Annotated in this window: 16 protein-coding genes; 9 read left to right on the top strand and 7 right to left on the bottom strand. The window is 60.4% G+C overall.

Annotated features, from left to right (window positions below; translation table 11 throughout):
* Positions 1-82: 82 nt before the first annotated feature.
* Positions 83-301, bottom strand: coding sequence for a SlyX family protein (locus tag ACL9RI_RS26280; RefSeq protein ID WP_422729427.1), 219 nt, complete (start codon positions 299-301; stop codon positions 83-85).
* Positions 302-468: 167 nt separating this feature from the next.
* On the opposite strand from ACL9RI_RS26280, the gene ACL9RI_RS26275 reads away from it, so the two are divergent.
* Positions 469-873: a type II toxin-antitoxin system RelE/ParE family toxin gene (locus tag ACL9RI_RS26275; RefSeq protein WP_422729406.1), complete on the top strand. Its 405-nt coding sequence runs from the start codon at positions 469-471 to the stop codon at positions 871-873.
* Positions 870-1,223 (top strand): addiction module antidote protein, encoded by a 354-nt coding sequence (locus ACL9RI_RS26270; protein WP_422729405.1) that lies wholly within the window; start codon positions 870-872, stop codon positions 1,221-1,223. Before ACL9RI_RS26275 ends, ACL9RI_RS26270 begins: the two co-directional genes overlap by 4 nt.
* A gap of 2 nt (positions 1,224-1,225) precedes the next feature.
* Here ACL9RI_RS26270 and ACL9RI_RS26265 read toward each other — a convergent pair whose 3' ends face one another.
* Positions 1,226-3,286, bottom strand: coding sequence for a UvrD-helicase domain-containing protein (locus ACL9RI_RS26265; protein ID WP_422729404.1), 2,061 nt, complete (start codon positions 3,284-3,286; stop codon positions 1,226-1,228).
* A gap of 209 nt (positions 3,287-3,495) precedes the next feature.
* Between ACL9RI_RS26265 and ACL9RI_RS26260 the strand changes: the two genes are divergently transcribed.
* On the top strand, positions 3,496-3,981 hold the full coding sequence (locus ACL9RI_RS26260; protein ID WP_422729403.1) for an SRPBCC family protein: 486 nt from the start codon (positions 3,496-3,498) through the stop codon (positions 3,979-3,981).
* 20 nt (positions 3,982-4,001) lie between these two features.
* Here the strand turns inward: ACL9RI_RS26260 and ACL9RI_RS26255 are convergent, their stop codons facing one another.
* The 3 genes from ACL9RI_RS26255 to ACL9RI_RS26245 form a co-directional block, all read right to left on the bottom strand.
* Positions 4,002-4,592, bottom strand: a complete 591-nt coding sequence (locus ACL9RI_RS26255) for a PEP-CTERM sorting domain-containing protein (protein ID WP_422729402.1) — start codon at positions 4,590-4,592, stop codon at positions 4,002-4,004.
* A gap of 77 nt (positions 4,593-4,669) precedes the next feature.
* On the bottom strand, positions 4,670-5,257 hold the full coding sequence (locus tag ACL9RI_RS26250) for an FxDxF family PEP-CTERM protein (protein ID WP_422729401.1): 588 nt from the start codon (positions 5,255-5,257) through the stop codon (positions 4,670-4,672).
* A 209-nt stretch (positions 5,258-5,466) separates the two neighbouring features.
* Positions 5,467-6,915 carry a dihydrolipoyl dehydrogenase gene (locus ACL9RI_RS26245; protein WP_422729400.1) on the bottom strand — a complete coding sequence of 483 codons (1,449 nt, stop codon included), beginning with the start codon at positions 6,913-6,915 and terminating at the stop codon, positions 5,467-5,469.
* 133 nt (positions 6,916-7,048) lie between these two features.
* On the opposite strand from ACL9RI_RS26245, the gene ACL9RI_RS26240 reads away from it, so the two are divergent.
* Positions 7,049-7,936 carry an ArgP/LysG family DNA-binding transcriptional regulator gene (locus ACL9RI_RS26240; protein WP_422729399.1) on the top strand — a complete coding sequence of 296 codons (888 nt, stop codon included), beginning with the start codon at positions 7,049-7,051 and terminating at the stop codon, positions 7,934-7,936.
* On the opposite strand, the gene ACL9RI_RS26235 is transcribed toward ACL9RI_RS26240, so the two are convergent.
* Both ACL9RI_RS26235 and hemE read right to left on the bottom strand, forming a co-directional pair.
* Positions 7,937-9,976, bottom strand: coding sequence for a primosomal protein N' (locus ACL9RI_RS26235; RefSeq protein ID WP_422729398.1), 2,040 nt, complete (start codon positions 9,974-9,976; stop codon positions 7,937-7,939).
* Positions 9,977-10,765: 789 nt separating this feature from the next.
* Complete coding sequence (hemE, locus tag ACL9RI_RS26230) at positions 10,766-11,860, bottom strand: uroporphyrinogen decarboxylase (protein ID WP_422729397.1); 1,095 nt, start codon at positions 11,858-11,860, stop codon at positions 10,766-10,768.
* 197 nt (positions 11,861-12,057) lie between these two features.
* Here hemE and ACL9RI_RS26225 point away from each other — a divergent pair, with 197 nt between their 5' ends.
* The 5 genes from ACL9RI_RS26225 to ACL9RI_RS26205 all read left to right on the top strand — a co-directional run bounded on the left by ACL9RI_RS26225 (position 12,058) and on the right by ACL9RI_RS26205 (position 21,236).
* On the top strand, positions 12,058-14,007 hold the full coding sequence (locus ACL9RI_RS26225) for a prolyl oligopeptidase family serine peptidase (protein WP_422729396.1): 1,950 nt from the start codon (positions 12,058-12,060) through the stop codon (positions 14,005-14,007).
* A 33-nt stretch (positions 14,008-14,040) separates the two neighbouring features.
* On the top strand, positions 14,041-18,210 hold the full coding sequence (locus ACL9RI_RS26220) for a DEAD/DEAH box helicase (RefSeq protein WP_422729395.1): 4,170 nt from the start codon (positions 14,041-14,043) through the stop codon (positions 18,208-18,210).
* A gap of 60 nt (positions 18,211-18,270) precedes the next feature.
* A complete protein-coding gene (locus ACL9RI_RS26215; protein WP_422729394.1) occupies positions 18,271-18,759 on the top strand; it encodes a hypothetical protein in 489 nt (162 codons plus the stop codon).
* Between the two features lie 174 nt (positions 18,760-18,933).
* Positions 18,934-20,754 carry a DUF885 domain-containing protein gene (locus tag ACL9RI_RS26210; protein ID WP_422729426.1) on the top strand — a complete coding sequence of 607 codons (1,821 nt, stop codon included), beginning with the start codon at positions 18,934-18,936 and terminating at the stop codon, positions 20,752-20,754.
* A gap of 167 nt (positions 20,755-20,921) precedes the next feature.
* The gene (locus tag ACL9RI_RS26205; RefSeq protein ID WP_422729393.1) at positions 20,922-21,236 is read left to right on the top strand and encodes a hypothetical protein; all 315 of its coding nucleotides are present in this window, start codon (positions 20,922-20,924) and stop codon (positions 21,234-21,236) included.
* Positions 21,237-21,283 lie beyond the last annotated feature (47 nt).

The raw sequence follows: 21,283 nt of genomic DNA, 5'->3' as shown, positions 1-21,283 counted from the left end.
TCTTGCGTCACTCGCAACTACCGATGGTATCGAACCCTGCTCTGATGAACGGTTTTCATCGACTGCACCTCAAAACATCTGTTCAATAATGCGGCGGGCGCTCGTTGACCACGCCGCCATTGGCTTGCTGCGCGCCATCGCGCACATGTTCCCCCAGCTTGTGCAGCATCTTTTCCAGCTGGTCGATGCGGCGGCCCTGCTGGTACACCATCTGGTTCAAGGAGTCGACCAGGTCCTCCTGCTGCGCCAGCTTGATTTCGATATCGACAAAGCGCGTTTCCATCTGTTCTGCATTTTCCATAGTACTCACGGTGATCCCTGGCATCAAAGGCGCATTTTACCGCCCACACTGGCGAGGCAGCTCAAACAGCCTGCGCTTTACCGCAAACAAGCTGCCATTGTTCGCTATTCTTAGTTCAGTCACGGATAAACCTGCTTGACGGATGAGAACAAACGATTACAATGATCATGCCAACTAACCCAATTGACACAACACCGCCGGCGCTGATCCTGATCGATACGCGCAAGACCGCCGAGTATCGCCGCTGGGAAGACAAGCTGCATGACGTGGCGGCGGCCGCCATCGACGCGCGCATCAAGAACTTGCAACACGGTAAAAAAGGCGACTGGAGTGCGGTGGGCGAAGGCGTGTGCGAACTGCGCTTTTTACAGACAGGGCCAGGTTGGCGCGTGTATTTTCACGAAACCAATCTGGGGACATTGATACTGTTGCTACTTGGCGGCAATAAATCAAGCCAGCAGCGCGACATCAAACAAGCGCAGGCGATACTGAAAGAACTGAAAGCCCGGCAAGCGGCCCTCCGCAAACACAAGGCAGCAGCGGGCACCTCAACAGGAGTGCGAAAAAAATGAATTCCCCCCTCAACAGCGACAGTTTCGACCTGGACGACCTCGAAGCGCTGGGCCTGTCCCCCTTCGATCCCACCCAGCACCTGAGCAGCAAGGAGGCGGTGGCGGCCTACATGAGCGAAATCGTGGCCACCGGGAATGCCGAACTGTTTCAATCTGCCATGAACGACGTGGTGCGCGCCTATGGCATGGGCAAGGTGGCCGCGCAAGCCGACATCACGCGTGAAGGCGCGTATAAAGCCTTGCGCGCAGGCAGCAAACCCCGCTTCGAAACCATTCTCAGCCTGCTCGATGCACTGGGCATGCAGTTTGCCATCATCCCCAAACCCCAGCGTGAGACTGGAGCGATCTGAACTTATGCCTTGGGCGTATTCAACAAGGCTTTCATGCGCGCCAGGCGTTCCTTCGGCGAAATCACTTCCGCTTCCGTGGGCACGGCGTCGCCCACGTCGAGTTCCATTTCCTTGATGAAGCGCGACGGGTCGCAATGGACTTGCTCGCCAGCCCGTTTGCGCTTCTTGCACCAGCTGACATGCAAGGTGCGCTGGGCACGCGTGATGCCCACATACATCAGGCGGCGCTCTTCCTGGATGCGCGCACCCAGCGTTTCAGCCGGTGCATCGGCATCGCCCTTGTGCGGCAAGATGCCCTCTTCCACGCCGACCAGAAATACGTGCGGAAACTCCAGTCCTTTCGAGGCGTGCAGGGTGGACATGCGCACGGCGTCCTGCTCTTCATCCTTGCCCTCCAGCATGGTCATCAGGGCCACCATCTGCGTCAGTTCCAGCACGTTCTTTTCTTCGCCGTCGCGCTCCTTGCCGCCACGGCCACGGTCTTTCAGCCAGTTGACGAATTCCAGCACGTTTTGCCACTTGCTTTGCGCCTGCCGCTCTTCAAACGCGTCGTACAGATACGATTCGTAATGGATTTCCTTCATCATGTCGTCCAGTACTTCGGCCGCGTTGTCGCCGCTGCCGGCTGGCCCCGGACGGCTGGCGCGCGATTCCAGGTCATTGATGAAGTTGCAGAAATCGCGCAGCGGCCCCAGTTGCCGGTCCGTCAGCTTGGCTTCGATGCCGCCCTTGAACACGGCCTGGAACAGCGAACACTGCCATTGGCCTGAAAACGCGCCCAGCACTTCCAGGGTCGACTGGCCCACGCCACGGCGCGGCGTGGTCACGGCGCGGATAAACGCCGGATCGTCGTCTTCATTGGCCAGCAGCCGCAAGTAACTGATGATGTCCTTGATCTCGGCCTTGTCGAAGAAACTCTGGCCGCCCGAAATCGTGTAGGGAATGCGTTCCTTGCGCAAACACTGTTCGATGATGCGCGCCTGGTGGTTGCCACGGTACAAAATCGCGTAATCGGAAAATTTATTCTTGCGCTCGAAATGATCGGCCGAAATCATGATGGCGACCTGTTCCGCCTCCTGCTCGTCGGTCTGCATGCCCAGCACCTTGATCGGCTCGCCCAGGCCATGCTCGGACCACAGCGACTTTTCAAACAGCTTCGGGTTATTGCCGATGACGGCATTGGCTGCGTTCAGGATGCGCATGGTGGAGCGGTAATTCTGTTCCAGTTTGATGACGCGCAAATCGGGGAAATCCGTCTCCAGCGTTTTCAGGTTTTCCACGGTGGCGCCGCGCCAGGCATAGATCGCCTGGTCGTCGTCGCCCACGGCCGTAAACATCGGTTTCTTGCCGATGCCCGTCACCATCAGTTTCACCAGTTCGTACTGGCAGGTGTTCGTATCCTGGTATTCATCGACCAGCAGATAACGCAAACGGCGCTGCCACTTGTCGCGCACGGCGTCATTGTTGCGGAACAATTCCACCGGCAAACGGATCAAGTCATCGAAATCGACTGCCTGGTAGGCGGACAAGGTGGCCACGTAGCTGCGGTAGATGCGCGCCGCATTGGCCTCGTCCTCATCCTTGGCTTGCGCCAGCGCCGTGTCCGGGTCGATCAGGCCATTTTTCCACAGCGACATGGCGGTCTGGATCTGGCGGATGATCTGTTTATCAGTGGTAATGGCCAGGTCTTGCACCAGCGAAAAACAATCGTCGCTGTCCATGATGGAAAAGCGGTCTTTCAAGCCCACGCCATTGGCTTCCTGGCGCAGGATCTTCACGCCCAGCGAGTGGAAGGTCGATACCGTCAATTGCTTGGCCTGCCGCGGCTGTTTCAGCAGCTTGGCGATGCGCTCCTGCATTTCCAGCGCCGCCTTGTTGGTGAACGTCAGGGCCGCGATGGTGCGCGGGTCATAACCCCGGTCTTCAATCAGGTGGGCGATCTTTTGCGTGATCACCCGCGTCTTGCCCGAGCCGGCGCCCGCCAGCACCAGGCAGGGGCCGTCGAGATAGGTAACCGCTTCGCTTTGGGGAACGTTAAGACCGAATTGTGGCGCTTTGGACATCAGGGTATTTCCGGAGGGAACAGCAGCCCATTGTAACAGTGTCGTGCACGCTATTTGCAGTCCGGGCTGTGCCCAAAAAGCCGGCAATGGTATTGATAAATGCCGCATCGTCATCATCTTCAACGATTGCATCTGTGCGGCAAGGCCTGGCCTGGAGTACCATTCCGCCTATATCGCCCGTGCGTTCCAACTTACCAAATGGCAGTCCTATGAAATTTGAACACCTGATAGAAATCAACGATCCACTTAATCCGCTGATCGACACCCTGAGCCTGGAGCAAGTATGGCGCGGGCTGGTGCTGCGCGCCGAATCGCCGATGCTGTTCGTGCCGCACCTGGATGAATGCCAGATCAGCGAGCGTGGCGGCAGCGGTTTTTCGCGCCGCCTGCGCTACGGCGAACTGGTGATCGAAGACAAGGTGATCCTGGTGCCGCAGATGCAGGTGCGCTATGAAGTGGCGGCGCAGAAAGACATCAGCGCTTCGTCGCTCGTCATGACGATCGAGATGCCCGATGAGGGTAGCCTGTGGGTGCGTTTCCAGTACGACGATGGTCACGACGCCGCCACCGATGCGGCCAATGCCATGTACGATGAATTCCGCCGCTCCGCGTATCAGGAGTCCGATATCGACACGGTACGCATCTTGCGCGAACTGGCGGCCGAGGGCCGCCTGGATACGGATTTACTCAATTAATGCAGGCAACCGCACCCGCATCAGGCCGCCAGCCGGCCTGCTTTGCGGCGCGTCATGAGTCCCAGCAAGCCCAGGCCGGCCAGCAGCAGGGCATAGGTTGCCGGTTCGGGTACCTGGGTGACTGAAACGTAGTTGATGCCCCAGCCCTCGTCAGCCAGGCCTTGCGGGTCGCCCGAGTAGGAAAATGTGAGGGTGTTGAGTCCGGATTGCAACCAGAGCATGGGGATCGACACGTACACGCTGCCACCGGCAAATGATCCATGCGATACGGGGTGGATCAAGGCATCCTCGGGGTTGTAGTAAACAACGTTGGCGCCGCCACCGCCCAGGTCCCAGGTCGCTGTCAGCACGGTGCGGCCATTGAGCGCCAGATTAAAGACATCGCGATAGGCATTGTCGCCATCGAGGCTGCCATAACCGCGGAGTTCAAAATCCACCAGCACGGGGACAGGCGGCCCCGAGAGGGTGAACGTATCGGTGATCTGGCCCGGGCTGGCCAAGGCGCCCAGGTTGCTGTGATTGGCGCCAAAAGAAAACCAGCGGTTGGCGGCATGGGCGTTGGACGACAAGGCGGCGACCAGCAGGGTGATCAGGAAAATCAGTTTTTTCATCGCTCAGCTCCAGGTGAGGGGGAGTCCACCGGCGGCCAGGGGGCCGCCTGGATATGGATTGCATCAACAGATATGCATCAGGCGGCCAGCTTGCCTGGCTTGCGGCGCGTCACGAATCCCAGCAAGCCCAGGCCGGCCAGCAACAGGGCATAGGTTTCGGGTTCCGGTATGCTCGCTACATACACCTGGTTAATACCCCATCCCTCGTTGCCGAGGCCCTCGGCCTGGCCCGAGTAGGAGAACGTGAGCGTGTTCAGTCCGGTAACCAGCCAGAGCACAGGGATGAAGACGTCCACCTTGCCACCGGCAAAACTGCCGTTCGATACGGCCTTGGCCACGGCGTTGTAGGGATTGGAATAAATCACGTTGGCGCCACCGCCGCCCAGATCCCAGGTCGCGCTCAATACGGTATTGCCGTTGAGAGACAAGTTAAACACATCGCGATAGTCATTCTCGCCGTCAAGACTGCCATAGCCCTGAATCTGGAATTTGAGGGACACGCCCCCATTGATAGCGCTCTCAAAACTGTCGCTGATCTGGCCCGGACTGGCCAGGGCGCCCAGATTGCTATGATCCCTCAGAATATATATCGTGCCGTAACCAGCGTAGGCATTGGACGACAAGACGGCAGTAAACAGCGCTATCAGGCAGATCAGTTTTTTCATCGCTAAGCTCCAATGAGATTGTAGTCATAGCCTATGTCTGAAAAACGGGAAACTGGCGCAAGCGCGCAGACACGAGCTATCCATGGTTGACGTATTTCTGTAAATAATAGTAAGTATTTTTGACAACAAAAACAACTGTGCACTTACCATTTACATAAATAAATTACCATTAATACAACGACACTGGAAACTTAAACGACAACCGATCATCACGGTCCTGGCGTGCAATCGGCACAGTCGGCCACGTGTTCAGGTTCCGTATCGAGGTGCACGACCAGCGCCCGCAGCGCCGTACGCACGCCCTCCTCGATGACGGGATGGTAAAACGGCATCTCGAGCATGGCCGGTACCGTCAGTTCCGCCTGGCAAGCCCAGGCCAGCAAATGCCCCAGGTGTTCTGCGCGCGGGCCGATCATCTCGGCGCCCAGGAAACGCTTGCTGCCAAATTCTGCGTAGACGCGCAGCAGCCCCTGGTTTTGCAGCATCACACGGCTGCGGCCCTGGTTGCTGAACGACACGCTACCGATGGCGAAGTGACCCGAGTGGCTGATGGACAATTGCTGGTAGGTGGCGCCCACGGTGGCGATCTGCGGCTCGCTGAAAGCGATCGCCAGCGGCGTGCGCCGCAAGCCTGGCGTCACTTGCGGATAACGCGCTGCATTGTCGCCCGCGATGCGTCCCTCATCGGCTGCTTCCGGCAACAGCGGCAAGTCGTTGTCGGCGTCGCCAGCAATAAAAATCGCACTCGTGCCGCATTGCATGGTGTGCTTGTCGTACACGGGGATGCCATGACGGTCGAGTTCAAGCTGCGCCTTGTCCAGGCCAATCGCGTGCAGATTCGGACTGCGCCCGATGGCGGCCAGCAAATACGCGAACGACTCGGTCTTTTCCTGGCCCCCGCCGTCGCGGCTGGTGACCAGGACACCGGCGCCGCCGGGCGCCTGGTCTACCCTGGCCACGCTGGTCTGGAAGCGGATATCGAGTTCTTTTGCCAGCACCGTGGCCGCTTCCTGCAACACCAGCGGATCGCTCAATTGCGCCAGCTTGTTGCCGCGTGCAAACACCGTCACGCGCACGCCCAGGCGGGCCAGCGCCTGGCCCAGTTCCAGCCCGATCACGCCGCTGCCCACCACCGCCACCGACTCCGGCAAATCAGTCCAGTCGAACACGGCGTCGCTATGGATCACGCGCTCGCCCGCGACCTGCCATTCGGGCGGCACGATGGGCGTGGAACCGGTGGCGACCACCACGCTGGCCGCTTCGACGATGGTGTGCTCATCCACCTGCAATCTGTTCGGCGCCAGGAAGCGCGCATGGCCCTGCAATTTCTCGGCGGCGGGAATCGCCTCGACGCCTTCGAGCACGAAGCCGACAAAGCGGTCGCGCTCGCTACGCACGCGGGCCATCACCTGCTTGCCATCGATGCGCACAGGGCCAGGATGGACGCCAAAACCGGGCGCCGCGGCCACCGCATGGGCCGCTTCGGCGGCGGCGATCAGCAATTTGCTGGGCATGCAGCCCACGCGCGCGCAAGTCGTGCCGTAGGGACCGCTTTCGATCATCACCACGCGCTTGCCATCGAGGCGCGCCGCCCGGTGGGCCGTCATGCCTGCCGTGCCACCGCCGATCACGGCCACATCCACTTGTATCGTCTTCATGTCTCTGTCCATCCCGCTGTGTTGGTGTGCTTGCGAGCATCGATACTACTCTTTTGCTGAAAATAAGGTTTTACTTTGCGGCAACACATGCATTAGTATTGCTAATCATTTTCAAAATTTATAAGCACCGCTAATGGGATCACTCGATTATCGCGCGCTGGCCGTGCTGGACGCCGTTGCCAGCCACGGCAGTTTCGACAAGGCGGCCCTGGCCTTGGGCATCACCCAGTCCGCCGTGTCGCAGCGCATCAAGGCGCTGGAAGACGCCAGCGGACGCTTGCTGATTATCCGTGGCCAGCCAGCCGTGCCGACGGGGCTGGGCCAGCGCCTGATCGTGCATCACCGCAACGTCAAATTGATGGAAGCGTCGCTCGATATCGACCTGGGCCACAGCGTCAGCATGCCGGAAATTGCCATCGCCATCGATGCCGACAGCCTGGCCACCTGGTTCCCCGACACCTTGCCCGCACTGCTGGCGCCGCCCCGCTGCCAGCTCGACGTGCGCCTGGCCGATAGCGATGCCGCCCTGCAAATGGTGCGCGACGGCACGGTGTTCGGCTGCGTGGCGGCAAGCAGCACCGCCGCCGATGCAGCGGCCGCCACCAGCGTGACATCGCTGGGTGTGCAACGCTATGTCTGCGTGGCCACACCCGTGTTTGCCGGGCACTGGTTTGGTGATGGCTTTTCGCGCGAAGCGGTATTGCTGGCGCCCGCCGTCGTCGGCCAGCACGGCTTGCTGGCGCGTTTCCTCGGCGAACAACTGGACATGCGCGACCCCTTCCCGCATCACACTTTGCCGGTGGAAACAGCGCGCCGGGCCTGCATCCAGAATCACCTGGCGTATGGGCTGATGCCGCAGCGCCTGGCCGCGCAGGCGCTGGCGACGGACAGGCTGGTGGACTTGCTGCCGGGCCGTACCCTGGACCTGCCCTTGAGCTGGCATGCCTGGGCACTCGATACCCCATTTACCAAGCTGCTGTCGGAACAGATCGTCAAGGCTGGCCGCGATTATCTGGGCTGATCAAATATCGAGCGGGTCCACTTCCAGCGACCATTTCACGCGCGTCTTCATGGCCCGCAGCACCGTCAGCCACTCCTTCAGGAACGCTTGCAAGGCCGGCCGGGAACTGGATTCCAGCAGCAGCTGGGCACGGTCCACGTTGTAGACACGCGTCATGCTCATCGGAATCGGATCATTGATGGTGATCTGCGGATGGAGCATGCAATCCTTGGCCGCCTGCAAGAACTCGATGGCGGTGGCCAGTTCCGGCGCCTCGGCGCGCAGCAGGGCCTGGAACAGATACGGCGGCAGCGCCGCCTGGGCCCGCTCTTCCAGCAGGCTGGTGGCGAAATGGTCGTAATCGTGGTTGACCACGGCGTCGTACAGCGGATGGCGCGCGTACCGCGTCTGGATCAGCACTTCAGAAATGCTGCCGCCTTCCGTCTGCGCGGCGCGGCCGGCGCGGCCCGCCACCTGCATCAGTTGCGCAAACAAACGCTCGCTGGCCCGGTAATCCTGTGAAAACAGGGCCGTGTCGGGGTTCAGAATCCCCACCAACGTCAGCTTTTTGAAATCGTGGCCCTTGGCCACCATTTGCGTGCCGATCAGGATATCGACTTCGCCCCGGTGCACGGTGTCGAAGGCCTCTTGCGCGCTGCCCTTCTTGCGCGTGGAATCGGCGTCGATGCGCAGGATGCGCGCCTCTGGAAACAGTTGCTGCAGCCCCTCTTCCACCCGCTGCGTGCCGCGTCCCAATGGCTGCAGATCGACGTTGCCGCAAGTGGGACAATGGCGGGGAATCCGCAATTCCAGGCTGCAATGGTGGCAACGCAAGCGGTGTTCGGGCTTGTGCAGCACCATGAACGAGGTACAGCGCGTGCAGTTACTGATCCAGCCGCACGATTCGCAGCAGATCACGGGAGAGTAGCCGCGCCGGTTCAAAAACAGCAGCGATTGCTCGCCGCGCTCCATGCGCAACTTCAAGGCGGCCACCAGATGCGACGTGAGGCCGTCTTTCGGCTTGTCGCGCTCCATATCGAGCAATTTTACGCGCGGCAAGACGGCATTTTTGACAGCCCGCTCGCGCAATTCCAGCTTGCGGTAGCGCCCTGTCTGGGCGTGGTGCCAGCTTTCCAGCGACGGCGTGGCCGAACCGAGCACGATGGGAATCTGCAATTGCCAGGCGCGCCAGACGGCCAGGTCGCGCGCCGAATAACGCAAGCCTTCCTGCTGCTTGTAGGAAGGATCGTGTTCTTCGTCGATCACGATCAATTTTAATTTCGGCAAGGACGCCAGTACGGCCAGCCGCGTGCCAAGCACGATGCGGGCCTGGCCCTGATGGGCGGCAAGCCAGTGCAGCATGCGCTCGCCTTCCGACAGGCTGCTGTGCAAAGTGGCCAGCATGACGCCGGGGAAACGCGCGCGGATATTGCCTTCCAGCTGGGGCGTGAGGTTAATTTCCGGCACCAGGATCAGGATTTGCGCAGCGTCTTCGCGTGCCAGCACTTGCGCGCACGCCTGCAGATAGACTTCCGTCTTGCCGCTGCCCGTCACGCCGTACAGCAAGGTCGGCTTGAACCCCTGCGCGCCGCCGATGGCGTCGGCAGCCTCTTGCTGGGCCGGATTCAGCGGCGGCATGTTCAGCGGCGTGCCGTCATGGGCGTCGGGCAGCTTGGCCAGCTTCTTGATGGCGCGGTCCAGCGCCACAGTGGTCAATACGCGCAGGTTTTTTGGCAAACCCGGCAAGGCAACCTCGCCCAGCGGGCGCTGGTAATAATCGGCGGCAAAAGCGGCCAGCGCCAGCCACTCAGGCGACAGGGGCGCCAGTTGCGTCCGCACTGCCAGCACATCCTTCAGCTTGGCATCAGGCACATCCGTGCTATCGGCAATGCCGACGATCAGTCCCACCACTTCGCGCCGGCCAAACGGCAGCAGCGCCAGCTGGCCCACCTGCGGTAGCGGTGCATCGCCGTCGCTACGCCAACGATAGTCGAACACCGCGTTCAGGGGTGTATCGAGCGCAATTTGGAGGATGTACTGCGTACGTATGCCCTGCGTCATGAATCTTGCCTATCTGAGTAAAAATCGCGCACGGCGATGCCACGGCCCACGGGCCAGCCGACCATGATACTTGGTCTATCCGCCGAATACCTAAGGACGCGTCCTGACAGTTGCGCCAGGGAAGAATTATGCCGTCAACTGCCTGAAGATAATTCTGTGGATAACTTTGTGGACAAAGCAAAATTAACTTCCAGAATATTGTGGATATAAAATTCGTATCCACGTCAAGGGGGGCACGAAATAAAAATTAATCCTTTAAAATCAGTCACTTGAAAATTCCTTCCCCGGAGAGCCAAAATAGCTGGCATCTTGCCGCTTCTGTGCATAACTGAACTATTCTCAAAATTTTTACTCGACAATGACAGCAATCGATTGCAACTATGCAAAGCAAAATCTTGGCAAAAATATTATGCAATGCAACATGAACCTCAAGTAAAACCTGAACAATGACGCTAAGTGCCGGTTAACAAAATACTTTTCTTTTTTATCCACAGAATCTGTTGATAACTTTGTGGACAAGGAAGGAACAAGGCATCTGGCCCGGGGAACAACCTTGGCAGGCAAAGCCAGGCATGGCCAATGAGTAAAAAATTACTCCTTATAAATCAATTACTTGCAATATCCTCCCGGGCTAGCCTTTTCCACTGCCTGTTATTTCCGCAGCAAAAAAAATTGTGCATAAGTCGCCCCTGCATGCTGCAGCGCCAAATAAAAAAGCAGGCTTCCCGAAGGAAAACCTGCTTTGGCATCGCCAGGCGCCAGCGGCGCCCGTGCTCGATGGCTTGCTTATTAAGCCACTGCCTGCCCGCTGCGCATGGCGCGGCTCATGCCATGCACGGCTTCGACCATGGCGGCCACCGATTCCGGCGGCGTGAACTGGGAAATACCGTGGCCCAGGTTGAACACGTGTCCATTGCCTTCGGCCGGCGCACCAAAGGCGTTGAGAACCTTGGCCACTTCCGCGCGGATCTGCTCCGGGCTGGCGAACAAAATAGCCGGGTCGAGGTTGCCCTGCAAGCCGACTTTATGGCCCACCAGCTGGCGCGCGCGCGTCAGGTTGACGGTCCAGTCCAGGCCCACGGCGTCGGCGCCGATGTCGGCGATCTGCTCGATCCACTGGCCGCCGCCCTTGGTAAACACGATGGCGGGAATCTTCACGCCATCCTTGTCGCGCTTCAACTGCGCCACCACTTGCTGCATATAGGCCAGCGAGAATGCCTGGTAGGCGCCATCGGCCAGCGCACCGCCCCAGGAATCGAAAATCATCACGGCTTGCGCGCCGGCATCAATCTGCGCATTCAGGTATTGCGCTACCGCAGTGGCGTTGATCGCCAGGATGTGGTGCATCAGGTCCGGGCGGTTGTACAGCATCTTCTTGATGGTATGAAACTCTTTCGAGCCGCCCCCTTCCACCATATAGCAGGCCAGGGTCCATGGGCTGCCGGAAAAGCCGATCAGCGGCACGCGGCCGTTCAATGCCGAGCGGATTTGCGTGACGGCATTGAAAACGTAATCGAGCGAGGACAGGTCGGGCACTTGCAAGGCTTTGACATCTTGCTCGGTACGCAGCGGACGCTCGAACTTGGGGCCTTCGCCATCGGCGAAATACAGGCCCAGGCCCATCGCGTCGGGCACCGTCAGGATGTCGGAAAACAGGATGGCGGCGTCCAGCGGGAAGCGCTCCAGTGGCTGCAAGGTGACTTCGGTCGCGTAATCGGGATTCTTCGCCAGGCCCAGGAAGGAACCAGCCCGCTCGCGCGTGGCGCGGTACTCGGGCAGGTAGCGGCCTGCCTGGCGCATCAGCCACACGGGCGTGTGCTCGGTCGGCTGGCGCAACAGGGCGCGCAAGAAAGTATCGTTCTGGAGCGGAGCAAATTGTGGCATAGCAGGCAATCGAGCTTGAAGAAGCCGTATTATCGCATCCAATCGTTGCTCAATCATTGATTCCAGTGCTCGTTTGCAGCATTTGCCGCATGGACAATAGCTTTCACTGTCCCGTCCCTTCCTTTATGATGATGAACGCCGCCACGCTGCACCACGCCGCCGGGCGGCATTCCCGCCCACTACCACACGGAGCCTGCATGACATCGATCCCATCCCGTATGACCGCCCCTTATGGCGCCTGGCCTTCGCCGATCAGCGCCGCGCTGGTGGCGGCCGGCGCCTCGCCACTGACGCAACTGGCCCTGGGCGGCGCGGATGGCAGCGATGTGTATTGGCTCGCTGGCCGCGCCAGCGAAGCGGGCCGCAATACCCTGCTGCGCCAGCGCGGTGCGCGGGTCGATGAATTGACGCCGCTCCCCTTCAATGTGCGCACGCGCGTGCATGAATACGGCGGCGGCGCCTACGTGGTTGATGGCGACACCGTGTATTTTTCGCATTTCGCCGACAACCGCCTGTATCGCCAGGCAGGCAGCAGCGCGCCCGAGGCGTTCAGCGCCGGCGGGACCACGCGGCATGCCGACTTCATCGTCGACCATGCCCGCAACCGCCTGATCGCCGTGCGCGAACAGCACCCGGCCGAGGGCCACGCCCATCCCGAAAACAGCCTGGCCGCCGTCAATTTTGATGGCAGCGAAACGGTGCTGGCGCGCGGCCACGATTTTTATGCGGCGCCCCGCTTGTCGCCCGATGGCAGCCAGCTGGCCTGGATCAGCTGGGACCATCCACGCCTGCCGTGGCAGGGCACGGAACTGTGGCTGGCCGACGTGCACGCCGATGGCACCCTGGGCTCGCCGCGCCTGATCGCCGGCGGCGAGCGTGAATCGATCTGCCAGCCGGAATGGTCGCCGAATGGCTTGCTGCACTTTGTTTCCGACAGCAGCGGCTGGTGGAATTTGTACCGCCTGCACGGCGCCGATATCGAGGCGCTGTGCCCGATGGAAGCGGAATTCGCCACGCCGCACTGGACCTTCGGCGGTTCCATGTACGGCTTTTTGTCGTCCGATGACATCGTCTGCACCTATATCCAGCAAGGCGTCAGCCACCTGGGCCTGTTGACGGTGGGCGCCGCCAAGCTGGAAAGCATTGCCCATCCGTACCAGGAAATCCGCGAACTGCGGGTGGGGCCGGGCTGCGTGGTCTTGCTGGGCGGCAGCCCTACCATCGCGCTGGAACTGGCCCGCATCGACCTGTCGAACAATGAACTGGAAGTGCTGGCCCAGTCGATTACCGAGTTGCCTGCGCTCGACTACCTGTCCGTGCCGAACAGCCTGAGTTTCCCCAGCAATCACGGCCGCACGGCGCACGCCTTCTTTTACCCGCCGCACAATGTGGACGTGCAGGCGCCGGAAGGTTCCTTACCTCCTGTCATCGTCATCAGCCATGGCGGCCCGACCAGCATGGCCAGCAATACCTTGAAACTGGCGACGCAATACTGGACCAGCCGCGGCATCGGCGTGCTGGACGTGAATTACGGCGGCAGCAGCGGTTACGGCCGCGAGTACCGCGATGCGCTCAAGGGGCAATGGGGCATCGTCGACGTGGAAGACTGCATCGCCGGCGCGCGCTACCTGGTCGCGCAGGGCCTGGCCGATCCTGAACGCCTGATCATCCGCGGCGGCAGCGCGGGCGGTTTTACCACCCTGTGCGCGCTGACCTTCCACGACGTGTTCAAGGTGGGCGCCAGCTATTACGGCGTGTCCGACCTGAAGGGGCTGGACCTCGATTCGCACAAGTTCGAGGCGCGCTATACCGATTACCTGATCGCCTCCCAGCCGCAGGCTGAAGTGCTTTACCGCGAGCGGTCGCCGATCCACCATACGGACAAATTGTCGCGCCCCATGATTTTCCTGCAGGGCCTCGACGATAAAGTGGTGCCGCCGCAGCAATCCGAGCTGATGGTCGATGCATTGAAAGCGCGCGGCGTGCCGGTGGCCTATGTGCCATTGCCCGGCGAAGGCCATGGTTTCCGCAAGGCAGAAAACATCGTGCGCACCCTGGATGCGGAGCTGTATTTTTACCAGCGCGTGCTGAAACTGGCGACGCCCGCTGGCGAGGCGCCCGTGCACATCGATAATCTGCCTGCCTGATTTTTTTCACCGTCACACCAACGCGGAAGCCGCATGACCGACCAGCATTTGCTCACCGAATTTAACGCGCTGGAACAGCACGACAAAATGATTTTGGCCTTGCTGGCCATCGCTGGCGAGCCGGTCGGCAAGCATGCCGTGTACGAACACTTGCAGCGCGCCAATGTCGTCGAGCCAGACGGCACGCCATTTACCCTGGCGGTCGTGACCGGCATGCTGCAGCGCCTGGCCCGCCTGGCCTATGCGGAAGAGATCGTCGGGCGCGGTTTTGCCTGCGCCGCCAGGCTGCGCTGGCCCGCCATGCATGCCGCCATCGAGCACCTGGTGTTTCGCGACCTGTGCCAGGCAATCGAGCTGATCAATCCCGTGCGCCGCAACTGGGATGGCTATGTGGAATTGCGCAGTTACCGGCAAGGCGTGGCGCGTTTGCGCATCGCCCTGCTGCGCAATGACGAGAGGCGCCAGGTGGCCGCCATCCTGGCCGCCTGCATGGCCTGTTATGAAGCGCAGCAACTGCATCCGCTGATCGAGATTTTCGGCCGCCCATTCGAGCCGGACATGCTGTCCTTCGTCGTGCCCCAGCTGCAGGATGAAATCCTGGCCGTGCTACTGGCCAACGCGCCGCGCGAACCGGCCACGGCGCAAGCCATCCGCAGCTATGCGCGCGCGCATTTCAAAGGCCAGTCGGATGCCGGCGACCATATCGCCGCCGCCCTGCCGCTGGCCCTGGCCGAAGACGCCATGCTGTGCGGTGAGCTCGACAGCGCCGCACAATACCTGGCAGGCCAGCAAGGGCCGCAGGCGCTGTTTATCGATAGCAGCATTGCCGTCTTGCGCGGCGAACATGTTCACGCCGTGGCGGGCTTTGAAACAGCCTTGAAGGGACTACGCAAGGAAAGCGGCAAACGCAAGCTGTGCTTTACGGGCATCGGCGGCCACCTGTATGTGCTGGCCTTGCTGCGCAGCAATGACGCCAAAGCCTTGAAAGCAGCGGAAAGCTATCTCGATATCGCCCTGCACGCGCAGCCCAACCATGACAGCGTGGTCTACCAGCAACTGAGCATGTTGCGCCAGGTACGCGCCGGCACCATGCAGGCGGACATCATTCCCACGCGCAACTGGGAAACAGGGGTGCAGGCGCAATTGTTCCAGGCTTTGCTGTACTACTGGCTGGCCTTGCCGCAATTGAACGAACGCAAGCCGCAATTGCATGCGCTGGTGCAGCAAGCCGATGCGGCCGGCTATGACCTGATCGCAGCGCAAGCGGCCGGCCTGCTGGGCCTGATGGGCGAACCGGCCCAGGAACGTTATGCCACCGCCAAGCGGGCCCAGCACGGCTTGACGGACATGGCGCCGTGGTTCGAGCGCCAGGAAGCGTGGCAGCGCCAGCTGAGCGCCCTGATCAATCTGCAGCAAAACGCCCCGCTTGAAACGCCGGGCAATCTCTCGCGCCTGGTATGGCTGGTGGCGTTCGATGCGCGCCACGGCATCACGGAAGTGGAAGTGCGCGAGCAAAAACGCGATGCCCGCGGCGGCTGGAGCAAGGGCCGCGCCATGGGACTGAAGCGCCTGGCGGAAGAAACACACGAAATCGATTTCCTGTCGCCGCAAGACATGCGCGCAGCCGCCAGCATTTCACCTTTTAAACAATATTATTCGTCGGCGCCCCGCTATGAAATCGAGCCCGACAAGGCGGCCGTGCTGCTGGTCGGCCATCCGCTGGTGTTCTGGCTCGATGCCCCCGAGACACGCGTGGAATTGCTGGCCGGCGCACCGGAACTCTTGATCAAGTCGCATGGCGGCCAGCTGTGGCTGGGCCTGCAACCGCCGCTGCCCGACAATGGCAGCAGCGTGGTGGTGTCCAAGGAAACGCCGACGCGGCTGCGCGTGGTGCACATCCTGGACGAGCACCGGCGCATCGCCGCCATCGTCGGCAGCGGCTTGTCCGTGCCCCTGCATGCGGAAAAACAAGTATTGCAGGCGATCGGCGCCATCTCGTCGATGGTGACCGTGCAATCCGATATCGGCGGCGGCGCCAGTGACGCAGAAGTGATCACCGCAGACTCTCGATTACACGTGCATTTATTGCCGTATAGCCAGGGACTGAAGATGCAGATCCTGGTACGCCCGCTGCGCGACAATGGCGCGTATTACGCGCCCGGCAGCGGTGCCGAAAGCGTGTTTGCCGACGTGGCGGGGCGGGCCGTGCAGGCGCGCCGCGACCTCAATGCGGAGCGCGAAGCGCAGCGCCAGCTGATCGGACAATGCCTGGTGCTGGAAGAGGCAGAGGAAGAGCATGGCGAATGGCTGCTGGGCCAGCCATCGCTATGCCTGCAACTGCTGGTGGAACTGCAGGAACTGGATCCGGCCGGCATCGTGCTGGCCTGGCCGGAAGGCGAATCGTTCCGCGTCTCGAAACGCATCGAGAGCGGCCAGATGCGCCTGAACATCAAGAGCGAGAAAGACTGGTTTGCCGCCAGCGGCGAAGTGCAGATCGATGAAAACAAGGTGATGGATTTGCGCGCCCTGCTCGATTTGATGCAGAACAATAAAAGCCGCTTCGTGGCCCTGGGCGATAACCAGTTCCTGGCGCTCAGCGATGAACTGCACCGCCGTTTATCGGAACTGGCGGCGTATGGCGAAACGCACGACGATGGCGTGCACGTGCATCCGCTGGCCGCGTTTGCGCTGGAAGAGCTGGCCAATGACGCGGGCGGCGTGAAAGCCGACAAGCTGTGGCGCGAACACTTGCTGCGCCTGCGCGAACTGGACGCATATCAACCGCAATTGCCCAGCACCCTGCAGGCAGACTTGCGCGATTACCAGCTGGCCGGATTTGCATGGCTGGCGCGCCTGGCGCACTGGGGCGTGGGCGCCTGCCTGGCCGACGACATGGGCCTCGGCAAGACCTTGCAGGCGCTGGCCCTGATCCTGGCGCGCGCGCCAAATGGCCCCACGCTGGTGGTCGCGCCCACCTCCGTGTGCATGAACTGGATCAGCGAAGCGCAGCGTTTTGCGCCTACCTTGAAAGTGAAACTGTTCGGCAGCGGCGACCGCGCCGGCATGCTGGACAATGTGGGCGCGTTTGACCTGGTGATCGCCAGTTATGGCTTGCTGCAGCAGGAAGCAGCCATGTTTGCTGGCGTACACTGGCATACCATCGTGCTCGATGAAGCGCAGGCAATCAAGAATGGCGCCACCAAGCGCTCGCAAGCCGTGATGGCGCTGCAAGGCGATTTCCGCATGGTAGCCAGTGGCACGCCGCTGGAAAACCACCTGGGCGAATTGTGGAACCTGTTCCGCTTCATCAACCCCGGTCTGCTGGGCACCCTGGACCAGTTCAACCTGCGCTTTGCCGGACCGATCGAAAAAGACCAGGACAAGCGCGCCGCGGCTGGCGCCCGCCTGCGCTTGCGGCGCTTGATCGCGCCATTCATCTTGCGCCGCACCAAGACGCAAGTACTGTCGGAATTGCCGTCACGCACGGAAATCGTGCTGGAAGTGGAGTTGTCGCCGCAGGAAATGGCGCTGTATGAATCGCTGCGCCGCGAAGCGCTGGAAAAGCTGGCCATGGTGGAAGGTCCGGCCTCGAAAAAAGCCATCCAGATCCTGGCCGAGATCATGAAGCTGCGCCGCGCCTGCTGCAACCCGCATTTGGTGGCGCCGGAACTGGGCCTGGCCAGCAGCAAGCTGGCCGCCTTCGCAGAACTGCTGTCGGGCTTGCTGGAAAACCGCCACAAGGTGCTGGTATTCAGTCAGTTCGTCGATCACCTGAGCCTGATCCGCCAGCATCTGGAACAGCATGGCGTCAGCTATCAGTATCTCGATGGCGCCACTCCGATGCAGGAGCGCAAGCGCCGCGTGGATGCCTTCCAGGCGGGAGATGGCGAAGTCTTCCTGATCAGCCTGAAAGCAGGCGGCATGGGCATCAACCTGACGGCGGCCGATTACGTGATCCATATGGACCCGTGGTGGAATCCAGCCGTGGAAGACCAGGCCTCGGACCGCGCCCACCGCATGGGGCAGCTGCGCCCGGTAACGATTTACCGCCTGGTGGCGAAACACACGATCGAGGAAGGCATCGTTGAGCTACATCAACACAAGCGCGACCTGGCCGACAGTTTATTGGAAGGCAGCGACGCGGCCGCGCGCATGTCGGCCAGCGATATGCTGGGCATGCTGCAGGAAGGGTTAAAGAGGTAAAAAACGTCACGCTCCCCCTGTTCCATGCGATGATTATTTTCCTTTTTTCTTTCCAGCACCATGACCGACTATATCGCCACCACTTCCGGCCAGCGTGCCACTTTTCTTTGCGGTAAATCCTGGACAGCCTATATCACCACGTTCGTGCTGGCCGTGCTGCTGTTTTTCGCCGCCCTGCCGCTGGCCTTCAAGTACAACACGCGGGCCGCGCTGGTGGTGCTGATCGGCTCGGCGCTGATCGTCGGCTACCGCCTGCTGTCTATCCGCAGCGTGCAGCTGTATTACGACGAGGCGGGCGTATGGCTAGCCTCGGGCATCTTGCCGTGGAAGAAAAAATTGAACGGCGTGAAATGGCGCGACATGGATGAAGCCAGCTATGAAAGCAATTTCTGGAGCTGGCTGTTCCGCTCTTATACGGTACGCATCGGCCAGCGCTATACCCAAGACACGGAAATTTTCGCCAGCGGGATGGCGCGCGGCAAGGATGCCGTGGCCAGCGTGAATGCGCGTCTGCAAGAGATGATACGCAGCCACGCCGTCACCTTGTAGGCAACTAGCGCAGTTGCCAGCCGCAAAAATCTGCGCAGGCCTGGTAATTGATGCTAATCTTTGGGCCGTCCAGGCAAGCAAACCCACGTTAAAAATAATTGTTTGTTACTTATATTGTCAGTTTTTTATTCACTGATTTTTACAAATAACCAAATAATCAAGAGATTTGAGATGATGACGAAGAATAAAGTTGTAATCGCTGCATTGATGATGGCCTTCACGATGGCGCCTGCCATCGCTGCCAAGAAAACGCAAAAACACGGCAAGGCAGCCGCCAGCGCCAGCAAGAAAAAAGCCGTTGCCGCCGCCGCGCCCGTCGCGGCAGAAAACAGCCGCGACCGCGCCATGAATACTCTCAGCGGCCAATTCCTGACGGCCCTGTGGCGCCTCGATCCGGAAGCGGCGATCTCCGTCGGCAAATATGATGGCGCCGCCAACCTCACCATTCCCGACGCCGCCAACCGCCAGGCGCGCCTGGCCTTCATCGATGAATGGACGGACAAATTCGGCAAGCTCGACGGCAGCAAGATGTCGCCCAAGCAGCGCACCGACCTGGCCCTGGTCACCAACAAGCTGCAATCGGACCGCTGGTATCTGACCACCTTCCGCGATTTCGAGTGGAATCCGGCCGAATACAACGTGGCCGGCACGATCGACTTTATTCTCAACACGGAATATGCATCCCAGCCGCAACGCTTGCGCACCTTGCTCAAGCGCATCGCCAGCGTGCCGCAATACTATGCGGCGGCGCGCGCCAACATCAATCACCCGACGCGGGAACACACGCAGCTGGCCATCGCGCAAAGCGCGGGCGTGCTGAGCGTGCTCGATGACCTGAACAAGACGGCGCAGGCATCGATCCTGACGCCGACCGAGAAGCAGCTGTACAACGTGCGCATCACGGCCGCCAAGACAGCCGTGCAAGGCTACGCCAGCTGGCTGGGCGAGCAAGACGCCTTGCTGGCGCAAAACGGCGCGCGTTCCTTCCGTATCGGCAAGGAATTGTATGACCAGAAATTTGCCTACGATATCCAGGCCGGTGTGACGGCAGAGCAGATGTACCAGAAGGCGCTGGACGAGCGCGAAAAGCTGCTGACGCATATGGATAGCCTGTCCGACGAACTGTGGAGCAAGACCATGGGCGATACGCCGAAACCAGCCGACCGCACGGCCAAGATCGGCATGGTGATCGACAAGCTGTCGAGCAATCACGTGGCGCCGGCTGATTTCGTACCGGAAATCCGCCGCCAGATTCCCGAACTGCAAGCCTGGGTCACCAGCCACAACCTGCTGACCATGGACCCGAAAAAGCCGCTGGTGGTGCGTGAAACGCCGGCTTATCAGCGCGGCGTGGCTGGCGCCAGCATCGAAGCACCCGGCCCGTATCGTCCGCAAGACCGCACCTATTACAACGTGACGCCGCTCGATGGCGAAACGCCGGAACAGCAGGAAAGCAGCTTGCGTGAATACAATCACTGGATCTTGCAGATCCTGAATATCCACGAAGCCATTCCAGGCCACTACACGCAGCTGATCTACGCCAACAAGTCGCCATCGCTGATCAAGTCCATCTTCGGCAATGGCGCCATGGTCGAGGGCTGGGCCGTGTATGGCGAGCGCATGATGCTCGAATCCGGTTATGGCGACAATGCCCCGGAAATGTGGCTGATGTACTCGAAGTGGAACTTGCGCAGCGTCACCAACACCATCCTCGACTACAGCGTGCACGTGCTGGGCATGACGGAAGAACAGGCGCTCGACTTGCTGACGCGCCAGGCTTTCCAGACCCCGCGCGAAGCCAAGGAAAAATGGCGCCGCGTACAGCTGAGTTCAGTACAACTGACCAGCTATTTCAGCGGCTTCAGCGAAATCATGGACTTGCGTGAAGAACGCAAGCAAGCCCTGGGCAGCAAGTTCGTGCTGAAGGATTTCCATGAGCAATTCCTCAGCTATGGCAGCGCGCCTGTCAAAGTCATCAAGGAATTGATGCAGTAAAAATCAGGAAACTTTCTGATCAAGGGCGCTGCGGCGCCCTTTTTCATGGGCTTGTGCGCGCGCAAACCGCTGCTCGCGCAAAGGACTAGCCTGATTGATGCCAGCGCCAACTATGCGGCGCCTGGCATTTGCCACTTTTTCTGCTACGCTGGAAGGCAGGGAGCATCATGAACATGACCATCCAATTCGATACGCTCGATTACGCAAAAAAATTATCCTCTGCCGGCATCCCCGCACCGCAGGCGGAAGCCCATGCAGCCGCCTTGGGCAATGCACTGGCGTCATCCGCCGTGGCACGCGGTGAACTGTCTGCACTGGAACAAAACCTGCTGTCCGCGATCAAGCTTGGCGAACAGCAGCTCCATGGCCGGCTCGAACGCATGGACTTGCGTCAGGGCGCGGACATGAAACATGTCTACTGGATGATGAGCACCCTGATCCTCCTGAACCTGGGCATCTTGAGCAAATTGATGTTGCAATAGCGTGCTGCAATAGCGTTTTAGTCCATCGACAAAAAAGCCGCTGCTTC

Source organism: Janthinobacterium sp. Mn2066 (assembly GCF_049319705.1).
Lineage (GTDB): Bacteria > Pseudomonadota > Gammaproteobacteria > Burkholderiales > Burkholderiaceae_D > Janthinobacterium.
Note: the sequence above shows the minus strand (reverse complement) of the source record. Positions and strands in the feature narration are given on the sequence as shown.